The sequence below is a fragment of the Comamonas sp. MYb21 genome, assembly GCF_037479395.1.
Taxonomy (GTDB): domain Bacteria; phylum Pseudomonadota; class Gammaproteobacteria; order Burkholderiales; family Burkholderiaceae_C; genus Comamonas.
This window is the reverse complement of record NZ_JBBGZC010000003.1, coordinates 1-20,575: the sequence shown is the minus strand read 5'-3', so window position 1 is coordinate 20,575 and position 20,575 is coordinate 1. Positions and strand designations below refer to the sequence as shown.

Annotated in this window: 19 protein-coding genes; 1 reads left to right on the top strand and 18 read right to left on the bottom strand. The window is 66.7% G+C overall.

Annotated features, from left to right (window positions below; all coding sequences use genetic code 11):
- Positions 1-33: 33 nt before the first annotated feature.
- Entirely contained in the window at positions 34-897 is an 864-nt protein-coding gene (locus tag WH367_RS05115; RefSeq protein WP_339534635.1) for a pirin family protein, read from the bottom strand.
- Positions 898-1,041: 144 nt separating this feature from the next.
- Between WH367_RS05115 and WH367_RS05110 the strand changes: the two genes are divergently transcribed.
- Positions 1,042-1,953, top strand: coding sequence for a LysR family transcriptional regulator (locus WH367_RS05110; protein WP_021024968.1), 912 nt, complete (start codon positions 1,042-1,044; stop codon positions 1,951-1,953).
- Between the two features lie 50 nt (positions 1,954-2,003).
- Here WH367_RS05110 and WH367_RS05105 read toward each other — a convergent pair whose 3' ends face one another.
- From WH367_RS05105 to dacB, 17 genes are all read right to left on the bottom strand, one after another.
- Entirely contained in the window at positions 2,004-2,855 is an 852-nt protein-coding gene (locus tag WH367_RS05105) for an amidohydrolase family protein (protein ID WP_339534633.1), read from the bottom strand.
- Positions 2,852-4,003 (bottom strand): FMNH2-dependent alkanesulfonate monooxygenase, encoded by a 1,152-nt coding sequence (gene ssuD, locus WH367_RS05100; RefSeq protein WP_339534631.1) that lies wholly within the window; start codon positions 4,001-4,003, stop codon positions 2,852-2,854. Before ssuD ends, WH367_RS05105 begins: the two co-directional genes overlap by 4 nt.
- Before the next feature lie 120 nt (positions 4,004-4,123).
- Positions 4,124-4,741 carry an NAD(P)H-dependent oxidoreductase gene (locus WH367_RS05095; protein ID WP_339534629.1) on the bottom strand — a complete coding sequence of 206 codons (618 nt, stop codon included), beginning with the start codon at positions 4,739-4,741 and terminating at the stop codon, positions 4,124-4,126.
- Positions 4,742-4,865: 124 nt separating this feature from the next.
- Entirely contained in the window at positions 4,866-6,140 is a 1,275-nt protein-coding gene (locus WH367_RS05090; protein ID WP_339534626.1) for an acyl-CoA dehydrogenase family protein, read from the bottom strand.
- Positions 6,137-6,979 (bottom strand): MetQ/NlpA family ABC transporter substrate-binding protein, encoded by an 843-nt coding sequence (locus tag WH367_RS05085; RefSeq protein ID WP_339534624.1) that lies wholly within the window; start codon positions 6,977-6,979, stop codon positions 6,137-6,139. Before WH367_RS05085 ends, WH367_RS05090 begins: the two co-directional genes overlap by 4 nt.
- Before the next feature lie 30 nt (positions 6,980-7,009).
- On the bottom strand, positions 7,010-7,816 hold the full coding sequence (locus tag WH367_RS05080; RefSeq protein WP_021024647.1) for a MetQ/NlpA family ABC transporter substrate-binding protein: 807 nt from the start codon (positions 7,814-7,816) through the stop codon (positions 7,010-7,012).
- Between the two features lie 164 nt (positions 7,817-7,980).
- A complete protein-coding gene (locus tag WH367_RS05075) occupies positions 7,981-9,339 on the bottom strand; it encodes an LLM class flavin-dependent oxidoreductase (protein WP_339534622.1) in 1,359 nt (452 codons plus the stop codon).
- Positions 9,340-9,389: 50 nt separating this feature from the next.
- Positions 9,390-10,253 carry a MetQ/NlpA family ABC transporter substrate-binding protein gene (locus WH367_RS05070; RefSeq protein ID WP_339534620.1) on the bottom strand — a complete coding sequence of 288 codons (864 nt, stop codon included), beginning with the start codon at positions 10,251-10,253 and terminating at the stop codon, positions 9,390-9,392.
- Positions 10,254-10,272: 19 nt separating this feature from the next.
- A complete protein-coding gene (locus tag WH367_RS05065; protein WP_339534618.1) occupies positions 10,273-11,724 on the bottom strand; it encodes an LLM class flavin-dependent oxidoreductase in 1,452 nt (483 codons plus the stop codon).
- Positions 11,724-12,980 (bottom strand): SfnB family sulfur acquisition oxidoreductase, encoded by a 1,257-nt coding sequence (locus WH367_RS05060; RefSeq protein ID WP_339534616.1) that lies wholly within the window; start codon positions 12,978-12,980, stop codon positions 11,724-11,726. Before WH367_RS05060 ends, WH367_RS05065 begins: the two co-directional genes overlap by 1 nt.
- A gap of 72 nt (positions 12,981-13,052) precedes the next feature.
- Positions 13,053-14,315 carry an SfnB family sulfur acquisition oxidoreductase gene (locus tag WH367_RS05055; protein WP_339534614.1) on the bottom strand — a complete coding sequence of 421 codons (1,263 nt, stop codon included), beginning with the start codon at positions 14,313-14,315 and terminating at the stop codon, positions 13,053-13,055.
- A 99-nt stretch (positions 14,316-14,414) separates the two neighbouring features.
- Positions 14,415-15,077, bottom strand: coding sequence for a methionine ABC transporter permease (locus WH367_RS05050; RefSeq protein ID WP_133855220.1), 663 nt, complete (start codon positions 15,075-15,077; stop codon positions 14,415-14,417).
- On the bottom strand, positions 15,067-16,257 hold the full coding sequence (locus tag WH367_RS05045; RefSeq protein WP_339534607.1) for a methionine ABC transporter ATP-binding protein: 1,191 nt from the start codon (positions 16,255-16,257) through the stop codon (positions 15,067-15,069). Before WH367_RS05045 ends, WH367_RS05050 begins: the two co-directional genes overlap by 11 nt.
- Positions 16,258-16,280: 23 nt before the next feature.
- Positions 16,281-17,099 (bottom strand): MetQ/NlpA family ABC transporter substrate-binding protein, encoded by an 819-nt coding sequence (locus tag WH367_RS05040; protein WP_116926130.1) that lies wholly within the window; start codon positions 17,097-17,099, stop codon positions 16,281-16,283.
- 52 nt (positions 17,100-17,151) lie between these two features.
- On the bottom strand, positions 17,152-17,964 hold the full coding sequence (locus WH367_RS05035; RefSeq protein ID WP_339534603.1) for a MetQ/NlpA family ABC transporter substrate-binding protein: 813 nt from the start codon (positions 17,962-17,964) through the stop codon (positions 17,152-17,154).
- A 236-nt stretch (positions 17,965-18,200) separates the two neighbouring features.
- Complete coding sequence (locus WH367_RS05030) at positions 18,201-18,833, bottom strand: ankyrin repeat domain-containing protein (RefSeq protein WP_339534601.1); 633 nt, start codon at positions 18,831-18,833, stop codon at positions 18,201-18,203.
- A 113-nt stretch (positions 18,834-18,946) separates the two neighbouring features.
- Positions 18,947-20,398 carry a D-alanyl-D-alanine carboxypeptidase/D-alanyl-D-alanine endopeptidase gene (gene dacB / locus WH367_RS05025; protein WP_339534987.1) on the bottom strand — a complete coding sequence of 484 codons (1,452 nt, stop codon included), beginning with the start codon at positions 20,396-20,398 and terminating at the stop codon, positions 18,947-18,949.
- Between the last annotated feature and the right edge of the window lie 177 nt (positions 20,399-20,575).

The following is a 20,575-nucleotide window of genomic DNA, read 5'->3' as shown; positions in this document are numbered from 1 at the left end:
TTCAACGCGGCCGAGGCCGCTCAAACCCGCCGATCAAGCCTGCATGCTGCCAAACTTGCCGCTGTTGAAGTCATTGACCGCCTGCACGATCTCCTGCTGGCTGTTCATCACAAAGGGGCCGTAGCCGACGATGGGCTCGTCGATGGGCTCGCCGCTCATCAGCAGCAGGGCCGCATCGCCATTGGCCTCCAGGCTCAGCTTGCGGCCTTCCTGGGCCATCACCACCAGCTGCGCCTCGCGCGCCACATCGTTGCCGTTGACCAGCACGGTGCCCTGCACGATGGCCAGCGCCGTGCTCCAGCCCTCGGGCAGTTCCAGCTCCAGCTTTTCACCGGCCACTAGGCGCAGATCCCAGACCTGCATCGGCGTAAAGGTCTTGGCGGGGCCTTGCTGGCCTTGGTAATCGCCGGCAATCACACGCAGCTGGCCGCCACCGGGCAAGGCCACCGCAGGGATCTGCGATTGCACGATGGCCTGGTAGCCTGCGGGCGCGCCCTTGTCCTTGGCAGGCAGGTTGACCCAGAGCTGCAGCATGCGCAGCTTGCCGCCCTTGGCGGTAAAAGCAGGCGAATGGAACTCCTCGTGCAGAATGCCGGCGCCGGCCGTCATCCATTGCACATCGCCGGGGCCGATCTCGCCGCCCTGGCCGGTCGAGTCCCGGTGCGCCACCTCGCCGTCATAGACGATGGTCACGGTCTCAAAGCCCCGGTGCGGGTGCTGGCCCACGCCACGCGGCGCGCTGGCAGGGGCAAACTCGGCCGGGCCGGCAAAATCGAGCAGCAAAAAGGGGCTCAACACCTTGCCGTGGCTTTGGTAGGAAAACAGTGAACGCACAGGAAAGCCGTCGCCAACCCAGTGCTGGCGGGGTGCGTCTTGGACATGCAGTACGTTTTTCATCGGGGATTCCTGTCTGGCCTCCAAGCTAGGTGTTGGAAGGCTGTACCGTTATTGTGGGGTTGAAACACTGCGAGCGGTAGACGGCATAATTCGCCTTGATAGTTCTATTTCTTGAACGATAAAGACCATCCAGCCGAGCGTCCCATGCAGCAATTTGACCTCAACGACCTGTTCTACTTCGTCCAAGTCGTCGACCATGGCGGCTTTGCGCCCGCCGGGCGCGCGCTGGGCATGCCCAAGTCCAAGCTCAGCCGCCGCATTGCGCTGCTCGAAGAACGCCTGGGTGTGCGCCTCTTGCTGCGCTCCACGCGCAAGTTTGCGGTGACCGAGCTGGGCCAGACCTACTACCAGCACTGCAAGGCCATGCTGGTCGAGGCCGAGGCCGCGCAGCTGAGCATCGAGGCGGTGCAGTCCCAGCCCCGGGGCGTCGTGCGCCTGAGCTGCCCCATCACCTTGCTGCATGAACTGGTCGAGCGCATGCTGACCGACTTCATGGTCATGTACCCGGAGGTGACGATCCAGCTGGAGGCCACCAACCGCCCGGTCGATGTGATTGGCGAGGGCTTTGACCTGGCGATCCGCGTGCGCACCATGCCGCTCGAAGACAGCGACCTGTCGGTGCGCATGCTCTCGGTCCATGCCCAGCACCTGGTGGCCAGCCCCATCCTGACCGCGCGCCAGGGCATTGTGCGCAGCCCCACCGATCTGTCGCAGTGGCCCAGCCTGTGGCTGGGCTCGCCCGAGCAGCAGTTTGTGTGGAAGCTCGAACACGACAGCCTGCCCAGCATCCAGGTCCCGCACACGCCGCGCCTGATCACCACCGACATGGTAGCGCTGCGCAGCGCGGCCATGGCCGGCCTGGGTGTCGTGCAGTTGCCGATGATCATGGTGCACGAGCAGCTGGACAAAGGCACCCTCGTCAAGGTGCTGCCCGAATGGGGGCCGCGCAAGGAGGCAGTGCATGCGGTATTCGCCTCGCGCCGGGGCATGCTGCCGGCCGTGCGGGCGCTGATCGACCATCTGGCGGCCGCATTTGCCAAAGTGCCCGGCTGCTGAGGCGGCCGGGCACTTTGGTTGCGGTGAGAGCGATGGCTTTCCAGCGCTGATTACAGCCCCAAAATGCGTGCCGCATTGCCATGCAGCAGCCTGGGCAGTACGGCCTCGTCAAAGCCCAAGGCCAGAAAGTCCTCAATGCTCTGGCCGATGGGGCGGAAGGGGTAGGACGAGCCAAACAGCAGCTGGTCGCCCAGAAACTGGTTGGCCGCCTGCACATAGGCCTGGTGGCCGGGCTGGAACACATACATGTCCGGCACCAGGTAGACATTGGCGTAGCGGAAGGCCAGGCCAATGGCCTCTTGCACGCGCGGCCAGTAGCCGTGGTAGACGACCAGCGGCAGATCGGGGAAGGCCTGGGCCACCTTGGCCAGGCGCGCTGGGTCGTTGAAGCTGGGGTCCGGTGTGGTCGGGCCGCTCATCAGGAACACCGGCACACCCAGCTCCCGCGCGCGCTCATAAACGGGCCAGTACACGGGGTCATCGGGGTGGCGGGCCGGGTCGCCAAAGCCGGGCTCCAGGTCGATGCCGCGCAGGCCCAGCACCTTGATGGCACGCTCGATCTCGTCAAGCGCCGCCTGCTCGCCTTGCAGCACCGGGTCGACCCCGGCAATGCCCAGCAACTCGCTGTGGCCGTGCACGATCTGGTGGATGGTGTCGTTGGGCAGGTGCTGCGAAGGCGTGTGCCGCCCCACGACCACGGCCTGGCTCAGGCCAGCATCGCGCACCGCCTTTAAAAAGCCCTCCTGGGTCAGCGATTCCTCAAAATGCTTGTCGCTGCCGCGCGTGCCCACGCGCCGGTTCAGCCAGCGGGCGGTGTCATGCTCGGGCGAGCCGGGCGTTGCGCCAAAAAAGTTGTGCAAGAACGCTGGCCGGCAGCGCATATCGATCACGGGCAGGCTCATGAAGCCGACTCCTTCCATTGTTGAACACCACGAACATCAAACGCGCCGCCGGTCTGCGAGCGCGCGGTGGTCACGCTCTTCTTGCCCAGCAGCGGAAACACCAATTCGGCAAAGCGGATCGACTCCTCCAGGTGCGGATAGCCCGACAGCACAAAGGTATCGGCGCCAATGTCCATGTACTCGCGCAGGCGCTCGGCCACGGTGGCGGCATCGCCCACCAGCGCGGTACCGGCACCGCCGCGCACCAGGCCGACACCGGCCCAGAGGTTGGGTGCCACCTCCAGCTTCTGGCGGTTGCCACCATGCAAGGCCGCCATGCGCGCCTGGCCGACCGAGTCCATGCGCGCATAGTTCTGCTGCGCTTTCGCAATGTCTTCGTCGGTCAGCTTGCTGATCAGGCGATCGGCATCGGCCCAGGCCTCTTCGTTGGTCTCGCGCACGATCACATGCAGGCGCACGCCCAGGCGCAGTTGGCGGCCGGCCGCAGCGGCGCGCGCCCGGATATCGGCAAACTTACGCGCCACGGCCTGCGGCGGCTCGCCCCAGGTCAGGTAGGCATCGACATGCTTGGCTGCCAGGTCATGGGCGGCGTCGGAGGAGCCGCCAAAGTACAAAGGCGGATAGGGTTTTTGCACTGGCTCGAAAAAGTTCTTGCCCTGCTTGACCTTGAAGTACTTGCCCTCGTGGTCCACCGTCTCGCCGGCCAGCAGGCGCCGCCAAATGCTCAGAAACTCATCGGCATAGGCATAGCGCTCGTCATGGGCCAGAAACACGCCATCGGCCTCCAGCTCGGTGGCGTCGCCCCCGGGCACCACATTGAGCAGCAGGCGCCCGGCCAGCGCCTGGTCCAAGGTCGCGGCCTGGCGCGCGCTGGGCACCGGCATGCCCAGCGAGGTGCGCAGCGCCACCAGCAGCTTGATGCGCTGGGTGACCGCGACCAGGCTGGATGCGACCACCCAGGGGTCCAGGCAGGAGCTGCCGGTCGGAATCAGCAGCCCGTCATAGCCCAGGTTCTCGCTGGTGGTGGCAATGCTGCGCAGGTACTCGGGCGTGGGCTGGCGGCCAAAGTCCGAGGCGCCCAGGTAGCGGGTATCGCCGGAGGTAGGCAGGAACCAGAACAGCTCCGGTGGGGATGAGGTAAAGGCCATGGCAAAGGGTCAGGGTGGCTGCAAGGCAAGGGGCGTGCAGCAGACGCCGCAAGGCACGCTGCGCCAGCCCGCCGGCAGCGTATGCAGGCGGGTGGCGTTTGAAAAGAAGCCTGAACGCGCTCAGGCGGCCTGGCGCTCCAGCGCGTGCAGGGCCGGCTGGCTGCTGCGCTGGCTGTGCGCCAGCGCGCTCAGCACCGGCACCGCCAGGTCCACGGCCAGCGCGATATGCTTGTGCAGCGCTTCGCTGACCACCACACCGTTCTGGATGTCTTCCGGCGTTGCATAGACGCCGATCGGCAAGGTCAATGCCGAGAAAAAGCCGAACAGCGGGCGCAGCTGGTGGTCCAGCACCAGCGAGTGGCGCGGGCTGCCGCCGGTGGCAGCCAGCAGCACGGGCGTGCCCTGCAGCGCATGCTGGTCCACCAGGTCAAACAGGTGCTTGAGGAGGCCCGGCAGGCTGCCCCGGAACACGGGCGAGCCGACGATCAGGAAATCCGCCGTCTCGATCGCTTCCAGCGCATCACGGGCGGCGGCGGACAGCGCATCCTTGTACAGCAGCGGGCCAATGTCGGCCACCAGATCAACCAGGTCGATATGGCGCACATCCAGGCGCACCGCCTGGGCCGACTGGCCCAGGGCCTGGCCCAGTTGCAGGTGCAAGCTGTCGAGCAGGCTGCGGGTGCGCGAAGGCTTGCCCAGGCTGCCATTGACGATGACGGTTTTCAAGATGCGGCTCATGTTCATTCCAGTCGTTCACACGCAAGGGGCCAGGGCCCGGCCTATCCGGGTCGCTGCCTCCAGCGTCAAGACAACCATTACAACCACTGCGCCGCCGCAGGCCAAGGAATGAAATCTCATGTTCTTATGCGTTTTTTGCTGCGAGCCCCACCTGCCAGAAGTAGACCGGCTCGGCGCCGTTGAGCAGCATGTCGCCCACCGACTTGGCCTTGTAGATGACCGGGTTGTGCGAGGCCAGGGTGCGGGCATTGCGCCAATGGCGATCCAGCCGCAGGTCCTCGGCCAGCGCGCTCGACCCGCCCACATCGAACATGCGCGTGGCCGCCTGCAGCACCGCATCCACCACCGCCACCTGGGCCTGGGCGGCACGCAGCTCCAGCGCGTCGAGCTGGGCCTTGTCGGCACGCTGCTGGCCCGCCTCGGCACTGCGCAGGATCGGGCCCAGCGCCTGGGCCACATCGCGCACCACCAGCTCGCTCATATAGGCGGTGCTGGCCAGCTGGCCCACAATCTGCTGCACCAGCGGGTCGTCCTTGGGCAAGGCCGCTGCACCATGGCTGAAGACGCGGCGGCGCGCCTGCACATAGGCCAGCGTGTCGCGGCTCAGCGCGCGGGCAATGCCCGCCAGGCTCGCCAGGTGGAAGAGCTGCGCGAATGCCACGATGGGCGAAGGCTCGCCCGCGCGGAACTGCAGCACCGCATGCGCGGGCACCGGCACATCGCGCAGCACCGTGGTGCCCGATCCGGTCAACCGCTGGCCAAAGCCGCGCCAGTCATCGAGCCGCTCCACACCGGCCGCATCCCCGGCCACCAGCGCATGCACCGTCTGGTCGGGCTGGCCCGGCACCACCGCGCGCGCCAGTACGCTGATCCAGTCGGCATAGAGGCTGCCGGTGCTGTAGAACTTCTGGCCATGGAGCCGCCACTGGCCAGGCACTGCCCCGTCAGGCACCAAGGTGGTCTGCAGGCTGCCGACGGTGCCCTCGCCCACCTCGGTGGTGGCATTGCCAAAGGTGGCGCCCTGGGCCACCAAGGGCAGCCAGTGGCGCTGCGCCTCAGGTGTGCCCTGGTAGAGCACGCGGTCCACAAACAGAAAATGCGGCCGCAGGATCTGGGTCAGGTTGGGATCGGCCTCGGCCAGATCGATCAGCAAGGCCACCAGCTGCTCCAGCGATGCGCCACTGCCGCCCAGGCTTTGGGGCAGGCGCAGGGCGGTAAAGCCGCTCTCGCGCAGCCATTGCAGCGGTGCATGGGCGAGAGTGCGGCTGTGCTCGCGCTCGGCAGCACCTTCGGCAATGCGCGCAAACACCGGGGCAAAGCGCTGCTGCAGATCAGCCAGGCGCGGGGCCTTTGCGTCAGCAACTTCGGGCACGGGGCGTGTCAGCGTGGCCTCGGTCATGGCGCGGCCTTCGCGGCGTTCTTCCAGGGCAGCGAATAGAGCTTGGCGTCATCGGCGAACGAGGCACTGATCTGCTTGGCGACCGCGGGCGACGCCTGGTAGAGCTGCACAAACTGCGCAATGCGCGGGTCCTGCTTGCGGTCGCTGCGGGCCACAAAGCGGATCGCGTAGTACAGGTCATCGACGGTGGAGTACAACAGCGCACGGCTGGCCAGCTCGCGCTGGCCGGCATTGACCAGGTGGGCCGGGTAGCCCTGGGCAAGGGCCACATCGTCAAGCGCCCGCACCAGCTGCGGGCCCTCCACCTCCAGCAGCTTGAGCTTGCGCGGGTTGCCGACGATATCGTTGACGCTGGCCTTGGCGCCCATGCCGGGGCGCAGGCTGATAAGCCCGGCCGTCTGCAGCAGCAACAGGCCCCGGGCCTGGTTGACCGGGTCATTGGCCACCCCGACCGAGGAGCCAGCCGGGATATCGGCCAACGCCGCATACTTTTTCGAATACAGGCCAATATTGGGCAGCAGGCCCACACCCACGCTCTCAATCTTGTAGCCCCGGTCGCGGATCGCATTGTCCAAAAAGGCCTGGTGCTGGAAGTAGTTGATATCGATATCGCCGGCATCCAGTGCGGTATTGGGCGTGGTCCAGTCGGTGAACTCGATCACCTGCACATCGAGCCCGGCCTGGCGCGCCTCCTTGGCGGCGACCTGGACCGAGTCGGCCAGCGAGCCGGGCGTAACCCCGATTTTCAACGGAGCAGCCACGGCAGTAGCGGCACTGACCACCGCCACAGCGCCGGCGCCCAGCGCCAGCAGGTATTTTTTCAGCGCAAACATCGTCATCGTCTTTCCTTGGGTGGGTGGCTGGCTGGTTCACTTCAGCCAGGGCAGGCTGTAGAAGCGGCTTTCATTGGCGTACGAGGCATGGATCTGCTGGCGCACCGCCTGGGATTGCTGGTAGATATCGATGAACTGGCGCACCCGCGCATCCTTGACGTTGTCAGCCCGGGTGACAAAGTGGATGGCCCAGAAGGCATCCGTGCCGACGCTGTAGTACAGGCCCTGGCGGGCGGTCTCGAGCTGGCCCGCCTGCAGCAGGCCACCCAGGCTCACCACGGTGATGTCTGCATCATCGAGCGCCCGCGCCAGCTGGGGCCCGGCCACTTCGATGAACTTGAGCTTCTTGGGGTTGCTGGCGATGTCGTCGATCTGGGCCAGCTGCGGCGCATTGGCGCGCAGGGTGACCAGGCCCGCATCGCGCAAGGTGGCAATGGCACGCGCCTGGTTCGAGGTGTCATTGGCCAGCGCCACGCTGGCGCCGGTGGGCAGGCTCGCCAGGCTTTTGTAGCGCTTGGAGAAGATGCCGATATTGCCGCGCGAGCCCACGGCCACGGCGCGCAGGTCCTGGCGGTTTTCGCGGTTGAAGGTGTCGAGAAAGGCCTGGTGCTGGTAGTAGTTCAGGTCCAGATCGCGGTTGACCAGCGCGGTATTGGGCAGGGTCCAGTCGGTGAACTCGACGATCTGCACATCCAGCCCCTGGGCCTTGGCCTCGCGCGCTGCAATCTGGGCCGAATCGGCGAGCGACCCGGGTGTGACGCCCACGCGCAGTGGCTGGGCCTGGGCGGCGCCCAGGGTGGCAAGCGACAGCAACAGGGCTGTCAAAGCGGGGAAAAACTTCATGGCTGCTTTCAAAAAAATCTCGGTGCTTAGAGCCGGTAACACGACCCAGCAAACCGAAGGTTTGCGGTTGAGACTAGGCGTCCCCGACTAGGCGTCAAGCCGCAGGCAGTACAGGCGTACGACAAGGCTTGGCAACGACGTATCAAGGGTTGTGTTAGCGGCTCTTATCGGCGCTGCTGCGCGCCGGGGTGGTTGGCGGGTAGTCCATCGCCACGGCCAAACAGCTTGTGGCGCAGGCTGCCTTCTTCGTAGCGCGTGCGGTAGCGGCCGCGGTTTTGCAGCTCGGGCACGGCCAGGCTGGCAAAGTCCTCCCAGGTCTCGGGCACGACGATGCGGGTGAGATTGAAGCCATCGATCTCACCGACATCGATCCAGCGCTCCAGCGCATCGGCCACCTGCTGCGGGTCGCCGACGATGGTGTTGTAGCGGCTGCCCAGGCTGAACTGTTCGAGCAGCTTGCGCCGCGTGGTCAGGCCCTGCTGCTGGGCGGCCTGCACAGCCGACTGGATGGCATTGCCCTGGCCGTAGACGATGGGCTCGTCCAGGTCGTACTGCGCAAAGTCCACGCCGGTGCTGGCGGCGAAGTGCGCCAGGCCGCCTTCGGCACTGGCATAGGCCAGGTAGTCGGCGTATTTCTCCTCGGCCTCGGCCTGGGTGGGCGCCACCACCACGGCAGCGCCTACATAGATCTTGATGTCATCGGGCCTGCGCCCAGCGGCCACGGCGGCGGCACGCAGCTTGCGCGAGGCATCCCTGGCCGCCTCCGGCGTGCGCGCACCGATAAAGATGCCCTCGCCATGCTGGCCGGCAAACTGCAGCCCGCGCTGCGAGGTGCCGGCCTGGAACAGCACCGGCGTGCGCTGCGGCGATGGTGCGCTCATGTGGATCGCATTGGCGCGGTAGAACGGGCCGTCATGCACAACGGGATGCACCTTGCCCGGCAGCGTGTGGATACGGCGCGCCTTGTCAGCGATCACGGCGCCGTCTTCCCAGCTGCCTTCCCAGAACTTGTAGGCCAGCGCCAGAAAGTCATCGGCGCGGTCGTAGCGGCTGTCATGGTCGGCCAGGCCGTCCTGGCCCAGGCCGCGCACGCCGCTGTCCACATAGCCGGTGACGATGTTCCAGCCGATGCGACCATTGCTCAGCTGGTCCAGGGTGGTCACATCGCGGGCAAAGGTGTAGGGCTGGTGCGCGTTGACCGTGGCGGTCAGGCCAAAGCCCAGGTGCTCGGTCACCGCCGCCATCGCCGACACCAGCAGCCAGGGGTTGTTCACCGGCAGCTGGATCGCCTCGCGCAGGGTCAGGTCCACGCCGCGTTGGTAGACGTCGTAGTAGCCCACCACGTCGGCGATAAAGATGCCGTCGAACAGGCCGCGCTCCAGCAGCTTGGCGATATCGGTCCAGTACTTGAGCGTGTGGTACTGGGTGGACTGGTCGCGCGGATGCGTCCACAGGCCGTGGTGGATATGTCCGACGCAGTTCATGTTGAACGCGTTGACATGCATGATTTTTTTGTCAGTCATAACCAGTGCGGGTGAGCGCAATCAGTGAATGCCAGGGGTAGCGCCGCCGATCACCACGAAGGGATGACCACGCCATTGAAGGCCTGCTGGATATAGCTGCGCACCTCGTCGGTGCGGTAGGCAGCCACCAGCTGCGGCACCCAGGGGGCGTTGCGGTTTTTCTCCTGCACCGCAATCAGGCAGACATAGGGGCTGTCCCCGCCCTCGACCAGCAGCGAATCCTTCGTGGGGTTGAGCCCTGCCTTGTAGGCATAGTCGGCATTGATCGCGGCCAGCTCCACATCGTCCATCGCGCGCACCAGCATCGGTGACTCCAGCTCGACAAAGCGCAGCTTGCGCGGGTTGTCGGTGATGTCCTGGGTCGAGGCAAACACGCCCTTGATCGGGTCAATGCCGGGCTTGAGCTTGATGAGGCCGCCCTTCTCCAACAGCAGCAGCACGCGCCCGCCATTGGCCGGGTCATTGGGCAGCGCAATCTGCGCGCCCACCGGCACGTCTTCGAGCCGCTTGTAGCGCTTGGAGAACAGCGCAATCGGGCCCACCCAGGTGCGACCAAAGCCCACCAGCTTGTAGCCGCGCGCACGGATCGCCGCCTGCAGGAAGGGGCCGTGCTGGAAGCTGTTGGCATCCAGGTCACCTGCATCCAGTGCGGCATTGGGCATCACATAGTCGCTGAAGGACACGATCTCGATCTTGAGACCATAGTCACGCTCGGCCACCTTCTTGACAGCCTCGAACACCTGCTCATGCGGGCCCGAGGTGACCCCCACTTTCAGCACCTTGGTCGTCACCGGCACTGCGGCCTGCGCCGTGCTGCGCCAGGCCCCGGTGGCCAGCGCGGCGCCGGCCGCCAGCGACGAGGACAGAAAACGCCGGCGTTGGCCTGGCAGCGGAGAAGAAAGTTTCTGGGACATGGGAGTTCCTGGATGGCACTCAGGCCAAGGCCTGGGCGCGGGGCGTGGAGAGGGATGGAGAAGCAGCAACGCTGGCGCCACCGACGGAGGGCTGCTGGCGAAACTGCTGCGCATGGTGGTGGGCCGGCAGGCGGTCGCCCTGACCAAACAGCTTGTGGCGCATGCTGCCGGGCGCATAGGCGCTCTTGTGTAGGCCCCGCGACTGCAGCTCGGGGACGACCAGGTCGATAAAGTCGCCAAAGCATTCGGGCACGACAGTGCGGGCGAGGTTGAAGCCATCGACACCGGCCTCCTCGACCCAGGACTGCATCTCGTCGGCAATCTGCTGGGCATCGCCGACGACGGTGGCGTAGCGCCCGCCCAAGGCCAGCTCATCGAGCAGGTCGCCCAGGCGGTAGTCCTCGCGGCCATTGGCCAGGCGCTTGATCGAGTTCTCGATGCCATTGCTGCGGTGCTGCTGCAGCAGCGGCGTGTCGCGCTGGTAGGTGGAGAAATCAATGCCGGCCGTGGCAGACAAATGCGCCAGCGCGGCCTCGGGGCTGGCATAGCGGCAGTACTCTTCGTACTTCTCTTGGGCCTGGCGCGTGGTGGCGCCCACCACCGGGGTCATGCCCACCAGCACCTTGATGTCGCCGGGCTGGCGGCCGGCGCGCACGGCCTCGGCCCGCAACTGGCGCACCAGCGCGGCGGTGGCGGCCTTGTCCTGGATGGCCATGAACACACACTCGGCATGGCGCGCGGCAAACTGCAGGCCCCGGCCCGAGCTGCCCGCCTGCAGCAGCACCGGCGTGCGCTGTGGCGAGGGCTCGCTCAGGTGATAACCATCCACCTGAAAATGCGGGCCGCTGTGCTGCACGCGGCGCACCTGCTGCGGGTCGGCATAGATGCGGCGCGCGCGGTCGCGCCGCACGGCGCTGTCGCTCCAGCTGCCTTCCCACAGCTGGTAGAGCACGTCCATGAACTCATCGGCACGGTCATAGCGCGCATCGTGCGCCAGCTGCTGGCGCTGGCCCATGGCGCGCGCGGCTGAGTCGAGGTAACCAGTGACGATGTTCCAGCCAATGCGCCCCTGGGTCAGGTGGTCCAAGGTAGAAAAGCGCCGCGCCAGCAGATAGGGCTGCTCATAGCTGAGGTTGACCGTTACGCCAAAGCCCAGGTGCTCGGTCACCGCCGCCATCGCTGGCACCACCAAGGTCGGGTCATTGATCGGCAACTGCACCGACTCGCGCAGGGTCACATCAACGGACTGCTGGTAGGTGTCATAGGCGCCAATGATGTCGGCGATAAAGAGGCCGTCAAACAGGCCGCGCTCGAGCTCCTTGGCCAGGCGGGTCCAGTAGTCCAGGCGGTGGTAGTGGCTCGATTGGTCGCGCGGATGCGTCCACAGCCCATGGTTGATATGGCCAACGCTGGCCATGTTGAAGGCATTGAGGATGATGGGCGCCCGCGCGCTGGCGGCGGTGCTGGCCATCACAGTGCTCCGTGGCGCGGGGGCAGCACGCCGCTCAGCGCATAGTTGCCGATGGCATGGTATTTCCAGCGCACGGGGTCATGCAAGGTATGGGTGCGCACATTGCGCCAGTAGCTGTCAAAGCCATGCTCGGCAAAGGTGGCTGATGTGCCGCCCAGCTCCAACAGCTTGTTGGCCGCCAGCAGGCCGGCCGTATGCGCCAGCGCACGTGCCTGCGCCACGGCCACCGAGGCGGCAGCCACCGTGTGCGCCGTGGGCTCCTGCTGCGCGGCATCGACCAGGCTGCCCGCGCGCCGCAGCAGCGCACGCGCGGCAAACAGGCGGAGCTCCACATTGCCCAGCGCCTGCAGGGTCAAGGGGTCGTCGCTCGCCTGCGCCACGCCGGCATCCACCCAGGCGCGCGACTGGCTGCGCACAAAGGGCAAGGTGGCGCGCAGCGCGCCTTCGCCAATGCCCAGGTCGATGGCGGCGTGGATGATCTGCGCAAACGGCCCAATGGTGCTGGGGCTGTCAAAGCTCGATTGAAAAGGCACGATCCAGGCCTCGTCGATGGCGACGTTCTCCAGCAGCACCGAGCCGCTGCCGGTAACCCGCTGGCCCATGCCATCCCAGTCGTCGATCACCGTCACGCCCGGCGCCGTGCGCGGCACAAACACCATCACGCTGACGGGATCCTGGGCCGCATCGATCACCTGCATGGTCTGCACCGGAATCCAGTGGGCAAAGATGGCGCCGGTGCAGTAGAACTTGCGGCCATTGAGCACCCAGCCCGCGTCGCCCCGCTCCAGCCGCGAACGGCGGCGGTAGTCGCGGTGGCCGATCTCGGACAGTGCATTGCCAAAGCGCTCGCCCGCCTGCACCCGTTCGTAGAAAAAGCGCTGCTGCGCCGCGCTGCCGCCCACGCGCAGCACCTCCAGCGCATAGAAATGGTTTTGCGGAATATGGCCCAGCGAGCCATCGGCCGCCGCGACGGTCGCGATCAGCTGCGCCACCGTCCAGGCGCTGGCCTGCAGGCCGCCATAGGCGCGCGGCACGGTGATGGCCCAGAGGCCGCTGTCGCTGTAGGCCTCGATTTCAGCCCAGGGCAGGCGGCGCTCGCGGTCGCGCAGCACCGCATCGCCGGCCCAGGCATCGGCCAGCTGCTGGGCCTGTTGCAGGGCGGCCTGCTCGCTGACAAACACGGGCGGGCGCTGGCGTGGTGCGGGGGCGGGTGCTACCGGGCTGGCGGCGGCGATCACAGGAGGAGAGGTAGTCATGGTGCTTGCTCGGCGGCGGGGCGGCAGCGGGCTGCCGGCCTGCGCATCAAAATCGTTGTGCGTTGCGGCGGCTCAGTTCCACTGGTGGCGGCGCGGGGCGCGGCCATTGAGCAGGTAGTTGCCCAGCAGGTGGTATTTCCAGCGCACCGGGTCGTGCAAGGTGTGCACGCGGGCATTGCGCCAAAAGCGGTCCAGGTTGTAGCCGGCGCGGGCCGATGAGGTACCGCCCAGCTCCAGCAGGCGCTCGCTGGCGCTGAGCGCCGCCTCGGTGGTCAAGATCTTGGCGCGGGCGACCGCAACCGATGCCTGCGCGCTGCTCTCGTCAGTGACGGGTTGCGCAGCAAATGCATCGAGCTGCTGCGCGGCATCGAGCAGCACCTCGCGTGCGGCATCCAGCTCCACCTGCAGCTGGCCAAACTCCTGGATGATGTAGGGGTCCTGCCAGGCATGCTCGACACCCGAGTGCACCCAGGCGCGGGTCTTGTCGCGCACAAACTGGCGCGCCTCGTCAAACGCGCCCTGGGCAATGCCCATGTCGATGGCGGCCTGCAGAATCTGCGATACCGGGCCGGAGAGAGTCGGGCGCTCCTTCATGTCATGCAGCGCAATCACATCGCGCGGCTCGACCTCGACGTCCTTGAGCACCACACCACCGCTGGCGGTGGTCTTCTGGCCAAAGGCGTTCCAGTTGTCAATGATCTGCAGGCCCGGCGCCGTGCGCCGCACCCAGACCTGCACAGGGCGCTGCGCCTCGTCCTCGGCGCGGAAAGGCACCCAGTGGGCAAACAGCGATCCGGTGGAGTAGTAGCGCGTGCCGTTGACCAGCAGCCGGCCATCGGCCGCCCGGCGCAGGCTGGCGGTGGCATCGCTCAGCTGGGCGGCGCGGCCCTTGCGCTCGGGCCCGGCATTGCCCAGCCGGTGGCCGCCCAGCACATCGGCAAACCAGCGGCGTTGTTGCACGGGGCTGGCGGTATCACGCAGGTTCTGCACCAGCGCAAAGTGGTTCTGCGGAATCTGGCCCAGCGAGGCATCGGCCGCGCTGATGGTCGCAAACACCTGCACGACGGTGTGCCAGCTGGCCTGCAGGCCGCCATGGCTGCGCGGCACGGTGATGCCGCCCAGGCCGCTGGCGGTATAGCGCTCGATCTCGTCCCAGGGCAACAGGCGTTCGCTGTCGCGCCGGGCCGCGCCACCGCGAAAGCTCTCGGCCAGCGCAGCGGCCACTTGCAAGGCCTCGGCCTCGCTGCGGATCTGCGCGGGCTGGCTGGGCGGCAAAGGCAGGCGGGAGGGGGAATCGGCGGGCAACGCTGCGCCCTGGGCAACCGCTGAAGTCATTCGGTGCTTTCTGAAAGGGGTTCGGAGAGAGACAGGCCAGAGACGCGCCCTGGCCTGCAGACCACGGCTCTGCGTGGTGGGCCGCAATAACGCGGACGGTCAGCGGCTGCGCAGCCAGTGCGCCACGCGGTCGCCGGCGGTCTGCACAATGGTGACCAGCGCAATCAGCACCGCGATCACGATCAGCATCACCTGCGTATCAAAACGCTGGTAGCCGTAGCGGATCGCCAGGTCGCCCAGGCCGCCGGCCCCCACCGCGCCGGCCATGGCCGACGAGCTGATCAGCGCCACCAAGGTGATGGTGAAGCCGCCGATGATGCCGGGCAAGGCTTCTGGCAGGTAGACATGGCGCACGATGTCCCACTTCTTGCAGCCAATCGCCTGCGCCGCCTCAATGAGGCCGGGATCGACCTCACGCAGGCTGACCTCGGCAATGCGCGCAAAGAAAGGCGTGGCGCTGATGGCCAACGGCACAATCGCCGCCCAGACGCCAATCGTCGTGCCGGTCACCAGGCGCGTGAACGGAATCAAGGCCACCAGCAGCACGATGAAGGGCGTGGCCCGGAAGCCGTTGACGACGCTGCCGACGGCGCGGTTGGTGCGGGGCGACTCCAGAAAACCGCCCGGGGCCGTCACGATCAGCAGCACGGCCAGCGGGATGCCCGCCAGCAGCGCGATACCGGCCGAGGTGGACACCATGATGAAGGTGTCGGCCAGCGCCTTCCAGTAGCGGTCGATGGAAATACTCAGTTCAAACAACATAGCCCAGTACCCTGATTTCATGTGCGATGGTGGAGGGGCCTTGCGTCAGCGCGGCCCAGTCGTTGCGGGCGGCAGCACCATCGATGGCGATGATGAGCTGGCCCTGGGCATGGCCCTGGATGCGGTCCACACCGCCGTGCAACAGGCGCACCTTGGCGCCCAGTGCCTCGGCAATGCGGGGAAAGTCTGGCTCCAGCCCGTCATGGCCGCTGTAGCCCAGCTGCAGCACCTGCTCAAAGCGGCCGGCTGCGGGGGCCTGCGGCTGCAGGCGCTGCTGCAGGTCATCGGGCACGCCATGGCGCAGCGGTGCCAACAAGGCCTGGGTGGCAGCATGGCGCGGGTTACCAAACACCTGCCAGACGTCGCCCAGCTCGGCAATCTCGCCCTTCTCCAGCACCAGCACCTGGTCGGCAATCTCGTGGATCACGCTCATCTCATGGGTGATCAGGATCACCGTGATGCCCAGGCGGCGATTGATGTCGCGCAGCAGCGCCAGAATGGCCTGCGTGGTTTCCGGGTCCAGCGCCGAGGTGGCCTCGTCGCAGAGCAGAATCTCGGGCCGGGTGGCCAGCGCCCGGGCAATGCCCACGCGCTGCTTTTGCCCGCCGGAGAGGCGGCTGGGGTAGGTCTTGTGTTTGTCCTGCAGGCCCACCAGGTCGAGCAGCTCGGTCACGCGCTGCTGGATCTGCGCGGCAGGCACACCGGCCACTTTCAGCGGCAGGGCCACGTTCTCAAACACCGTCTTGGCCGACAGCAGGTTGAAGTGCTGGAAGATCATGCCGACGCGGCGGCGCAGTTGCACGAGGCCCGCTTCATCCAAGGTGCCAATATCGACACCATCGACCAGCACCTGGCCGCTGCTGGGCGCTTCCAGCCGGTTGATGGTGCGCAGCAGGCTGGACTTGCCCGCGCCGCTGCGCCCGATGATGCCGAAGATGCTGCCCGCAGCAATGTCCAAGGTGATGTTCTGCAGCGCAGGCACCTCACCCGCCGATGAGCGGTAGACCTTGCCCAGATCGCGGAACACCACGGTGCCCAAGGGGGCGGCGGCTACCGGCGCCTGGCCGCTTGCGGCGGTTGGTACCGCTGCGCTGGCGCGCGCAGCACGGCCCTCTGCGGCCGGCTCGGCCTCGGCGCGGAACTGCCTGCGCAATACGTTGGATACGGCGGAAAGGGCCATGTGCTTCTCCTGGTGTCCTGCCCTTACCAGGGCAAGGTGTAGAGCTTGGGGTCGTTGTTGAACTGCTGGCTGATCGCCTGCTTGACTGCCGCAGAGTTCTGGAACACTTGGACAAATTTGCGCAGCTTGGGGTCGTCGGCGCGGCTGGCCTGCGAGACAAAGCCCATCGCATAGAAACGGTCGGCAATGCCCGAATAGGCCAGGGCCTTGCTGGCCTGCTCCTTCTTGCCGGCGCTGACAAAGTAGCTCGGCCAGAGCACGGCCAGGTCCACATCGGGCAGCGAGCGGATCAGCTGCGGGCCTTCGACTTCATAAAAGCGCAGCTGTTTGGGGTTGTCGGTGATATCGGCCACCGTGGCGCCGGGTGCATCACCGGTGCGCAGGCGGATCAGCCCGGCCTTTTGCAGCAGTGCCAGGCCCCGGCCCTGGTTGACCGGGTCATTGGCAATCGCCACCTTGGCCTTGGCCGGCACATCGGCCAGCGATTGATGGCGCTCGGAGTAGATACCGATGTTCTGCAGCAGCCCCAAGCCCACAAACTTGAGCTGGTAGCCGCGCTCCTTGATGACGTTGTTCAAAAAGGCCTGGTGCTGGAAAAAGTTCAGGTCCACATCGCCGTTGTTGACGGCCTCGTTGGGCACCGTCCAGTCGGTGAACTCGACCAGCTCCACATCCAGCCCCTGGCTCTTGGCATCGGCCACCACCGCCTTGATGGCATCGGCCGTGGCCCCCGGCGTGGAGGCGATGCGGATCTTGTCCGCTGCCTGCGCCAGTTGCCACCCTCCCAGCATGGCCGCCGCAGCAATGGCCGCCACCACGCGTCTGTTGATCTTGTTCGTCATATTCTTCTCGCTTGCTTTTCTTGCTTAATAAGGGGTAGGTAGCGCGCTGCGCTTACTTCTTCAGCCAGGCCAGCGTGTAGAGCCGGTCGTCGTTGCTGAAAGACTTCTTGCTGACCGTGCGCACAGCCTCGGAGTTCTGGTAGATGCGGATGAACTTCTGCACCACCGGGTCGTTGACCCGGTCCTTCTTGACCACGAACTGGATCGCAAACTGCTGGTCCTCGATGCCCGAGTACGCCAGGCCACTCGATGGATCAAAGGCCTTGGCCGCAACGATGAAGTGCGGGTAGCCCTGGGCAATATCCACATCGCCGGTGATGCGCACCAGCTGCGGCCCTTCGACCTCGACAAAGCGCAGCGACTTGGGGTTGCTCGCAATGTCATTGATGGAGCCCAGGTAGCCCACGCCCGGCTTGAGCGTGATCAGCCCCACCTTTTGCAGCAGCAACAGGCCCCGGCCCTGGTTGACCGGGTCACTGGCAATGCCCACCTTGCCGTTGTTGGGCACATCGGCCACGTTCTTGTGCTTGAGCGAATACAGGCCCACATTGGCCAGAATGCCGGTGCCCGCGCTGGCCAGCGCATAGCCGTTCTTCTTGACCGCGTTGTCGAGGAAAGGCTGGTGCTGGAAGTAGTTGATATCGATATCGCCGTTGCTGACCGCGACATTGGGTGTGGTCCAGTCGGTGAACTCGATCACCTCCACATCGATCCCCTGGGCCTTGGCATCCTGCGCGGCCGCATTGATGGAATCGGCATAGGCACCGGGCACAACAGCGATCTTGAGCTTGTCTGCCGCCACAGCCGGCAGCACGGCCACAGCAATGGCAGCGGAGATCAGCACACGCTTGAAACTCTGAAACATGGGAGGTCTTTCTGGAGGTAAAGACTGCGCCATCACATGGCGGCAGCAGCAACGAAGCCTCCATTGGAGCTTTCGGGCTGGCTTTGCACCACGAAGAATTTCAAATATGGATATGAGAAGTCTGTGCTGGCCGCCGTCGTGAGGGCTGTGGCAACAAACGGCTCCAGCAAGGCTGGCGTTCAGCGCGCTGAAGACAGAGGCCGCGCAAACGGGCGGCCCATGTCAGAGCAAAGCAATCAGGCCAGCCGAGGCTGGCGCAGCTGCTGCATCCGGTAGATCAGCCCCTGGGGCAGGCGCCGGGAGAGCGCGATGTCGACCGCGTCGCGGCCTTTGAAGTCAGCTACCGAGACGTCGGCGCCGGCGTCGAGCAGCAGCTCCAGGGTCTTGAGGCGACCGAGGCGTGCGGCATAGAAAACAGGGGTTTCGCCGTCCTCGCGCAGGTTAAGGAGGGGCTGGGCCTGCAGCAGCGCGCGGCACATGGCCTCGTCATCGCGCCACACGGCAGCCCACAGCGAGTAGCTGGCATTGGCGCCGTGCGAAAGCAGCAGTTCGACCAGCGGCAGGTTTTCGCCCCGGGCAACGGCAAACCACAGCGCCGTGGCGCAAAAGTCGCCATTGCATTCGCCCATCGGGGCTTCGGCCTCCAGCACGGCACCGGCGGCCAGCAAGGTGGCCACGGTCTCCAGGCCGTTGGTGTCGGCTGACTGGGCGTTTTGCGCTGCTACACCACAGGCCACCTGCAAGGCGGTGCGTCCCTTGCCATCCACCGCCTGGGCCCACTGCGGCGCCTGCGCCAGCAGCTGGGCCACCAAGGCGGCATCCCAACGCTTGGCAGCAGCAAACAGCGAGGTCTTCGAAGGCAGACTCATGCAGGGCTCCTTATGGCTTGTGACCATGCTCCAACGCGCAATGTACACCGATACCGCCGCATCCCAACCTTGGTGGCAGGCAGGTTTTTCCCGACCCGCCTGCGCCCCCAGTGTTACTGGGCTGCCACCCAGTCGATCAGCGCATCCCAGGCGGGGCGCGCCTGGGGGGCGTTGTCGCTGTTGGCCATGGCCACGACCACCCAGCGGCGCCCGTCGCGGCCGTTGACATAGCCGGCAATGGCCGAGGCGTCGCGCAGGGTGCCGGTCTTCAGGTGGGCGCCACCGGTGTGGGCGCTTTTGCTGTTTTTCAGCGTGCCGTCCACGCCGACGATGGGCATCGAGGCCATCAGCTCGGGCATGACGTTGGAGTTCCAGGCGACCGAGAGCATCTTGGCCAGCGACCCGGCGGTGATGCGGGCATCGCGCGAGAGGCCGGCACCGTTGTCGATGGTGGGCTGCGCCATGCCGGGCACGCGCTCGCTCCACCACTGCGCCACCGCCTGGCGGCCGCCTTCAAAGGTGCCGACGCCGGCGCGCTCCTTGCCCAGGGTCAGAAACACCTGCTGGGTCATCACGTTGTTGCTGTACTTGTTGATATCGCGCACCACCTCGCCCAGGGTGGGCGAGCTGAAGCTCATCAGCGGCTGCACGCCGTCAGGCGTGGTGCCCATGCGCACCTGGCCGGTCACCTTGCCGCCCAGCTCGCGCCACATGCCTTCAAACACGCGGGGCGCAAAGCGGTCGGGGGCCGCCGGCGCCACCGCCCAGCTGTTCTCACCGCAGGCGGCCGGGTAGCCACCCAGGAACTGGATCTGCGTGGCATCGGCCATCTGCGCCTTGAGCGCGCCGCGCCAGTCGCCGCAGGCATTGCCCTTGGTCTTGAGCAGCGGCACGGTGCTGGGCAGGCGCAGATGGGCGATGGCCGGCTCGTAGGCGATGCGCGCCACGCCAGCGGCGGCATCGGGGATAAAGCGCATCGTCAGCGACTTGTAGTTCAGCAGCAGCGCATCGGGCACGGCGTTGTAGGGCCGGTAGGGCTCGTTGTCAAAGCGTGCGGGGTCGATGGGCGGCAGCGAGAAGGCCGAGCGGTCCAGCACCACATCGCCAACGACGACCTGGATGCCCTGGCCCAGCAGGCGGCGCTGCAGCAGCCAGAGGCGCTCCATCACCAGCTTGGGGTCGCCCGAGCCCTGCACATAAAGATTGCCATTGAGGGCGCCCTGGGCGACCTGGCCGTCGGTGGCAATGCGGGTGTCCCAGGTGTAGGCGGGGCCCAGAATCTCGAGCGCCGCATAGGTGGTCACCAGCTTCATCACCGAGGCGGGGTTGCGGCCCACATCGCTGTGTACATCGAGGAGGGGGCGCTGCGCGCCGCTGACATCCATCACCACCACCGAGACCGCATCCGGCGCGACCTTGCCCCGCTGCAGGGCTGCTTCGACCTCGGCCGGCAGGCGGCCGGCGGGCCAGGCGTTGGCCGGGGCGGCGAGGGCTGCAGGTGCTGCAGCGACGGGGGCGGAGGCCGGGGCCTGGGGCGCCGCAGCGACCGGTTGGGCCAGCCGGATGGGCGTGGGCGTGGGGTCGCTAGAGGGGGCGGCCGGGGGGGGGGGGGCGGGCCCCCCCCGCGGCCCCCCCCCGGCCCCCCCCCCCCCCCCCCCCCCCCCGCCCCCCCGCCCCCCCCCCCCCCCCCCCCCCCCCCCCCCCCCCCCCCCCCCCCCCCCCCCCCCCCCCCCCCCCCCCCC

Coding starts and splice junctions, on each gene's coding strand:
- WH367_RS05050 (WP_133855220.1), bottom strand. CDS start 15,077: ATGTTGTTTGAACTGAGTATTTCCATCGACCGCTACTGGAAGGCGCTG.
- WH367_RS05080 (WP_021024647.1), bottom strand. CDS start 7,816: ATGAAGTTTTTCCCCGCTTTGACAGCCCTGTTGCTGTCGCTTGCCACC.
- WH367_RS05110 (WP_021024968.1), top strand. CDS start 1,042: ATGCAGCAATTTGACCTCAACGACCTGTTCTACTTCGTCCAAGTCGTC.
- WH367_RS05090 (WP_339534626.1), bottom strand. CDS start 6,140: ATGACCGAGGCCACGCTGACACGCCCCGTGCCCGAAGTTGCTGACGCA.
- WH367_RS05045 (WP_339534607.1), bottom strand. CDS start 16,257: ATGGCCCTTTCCGCCGTATCCAACGTATTGCGCAGGCAGTTCCGCGCC.
- WH367_RS05055 (WP_339534614.1), bottom strand. CDS start 14,315: ATGACTTCAGCGGTTGCCCAGGGCGCAGCGTTGCCCGCCGATTCCCCC.
- WH367_RS05065 (WP_339534618.1), bottom strand. CDS start 11,724: ATGGCCAGCACCGCCGCCAGCGCGCGGGCGCCCATCATCCTCAATGCC.
- WH367_RS05030 (WP_339534601.1), bottom strand. CDS start 18,833: ATGAGTCTGCCTTCGAAGACCTCGCTGTTTGCTGCTGCCAAGCGTTGG.
- WH367_RS05115 (WP_339534635.1), bottom strand. CDS start 897: ATGAAAAACGTACTGCATGTCCAAGACGCACCCCGCCAGCACTGGGTT.
- ssuD (WP_339534631.1), bottom strand. CDS start 4,003: ATGGCCTTTACCTCATCCCCACCGGAGCTGTTCTGGTTCCTGCCTACC.
- WH367_RS05060 (WP_339534616.1), bottom strand. CDS start 12,980: ATGACTACCTCTCCTCCTGTGATCGCCGCCGCCAGCCCGGTAGCACCC.
- WH367_RS05105 (WP_339534633.1), bottom strand. CDS start 2,855: ATGAGCCTGCCCGTGATCGATATGCGCTGCCGGCCAGCGTTCTTGCAC.
- WH367_RS05040 (WP_116926130.1), bottom strand. CDS start 17,099: ATGACGAACAAGATCAACAGACGCGTGGTGGCGGCCATTGCTGCGGCG.
- WH367_RS05070 (WP_339534620.1), bottom strand. CDS start 10,253: ATGTCCCAGAAACTTTCTTCTCCGCTGCCAGGCCAACGCCGGCGTTTT.
- WH367_RS05075 (WP_339534622.1), bottom strand. CDS start 9,339: ATGACTGACAAAAAAATCATGCATGTCAACGCGTTCAACATGAACTGC.
- WH367_RS05035 (WP_339534603.1), bottom strand. CDS start 17,964: ATGTTTCAGAGTTTCAAGCGTGTGCTGATCTCCGCTGCCATTGCTGTG.
- WH367_RS05085 (WP_339534624.1), bottom strand. CDS start 6,979: ATGACGATGTTTGCGCTGAAAAAATACCTGCTGGCGCTGGGCGCCGGC.
- WH367_RS05095 (WP_339534629.1), bottom strand. CDS start 4,741: ATGAGCCGCATCTTGAAAACCGTCATCGTCAATGGCAGCCTGGGCAAG.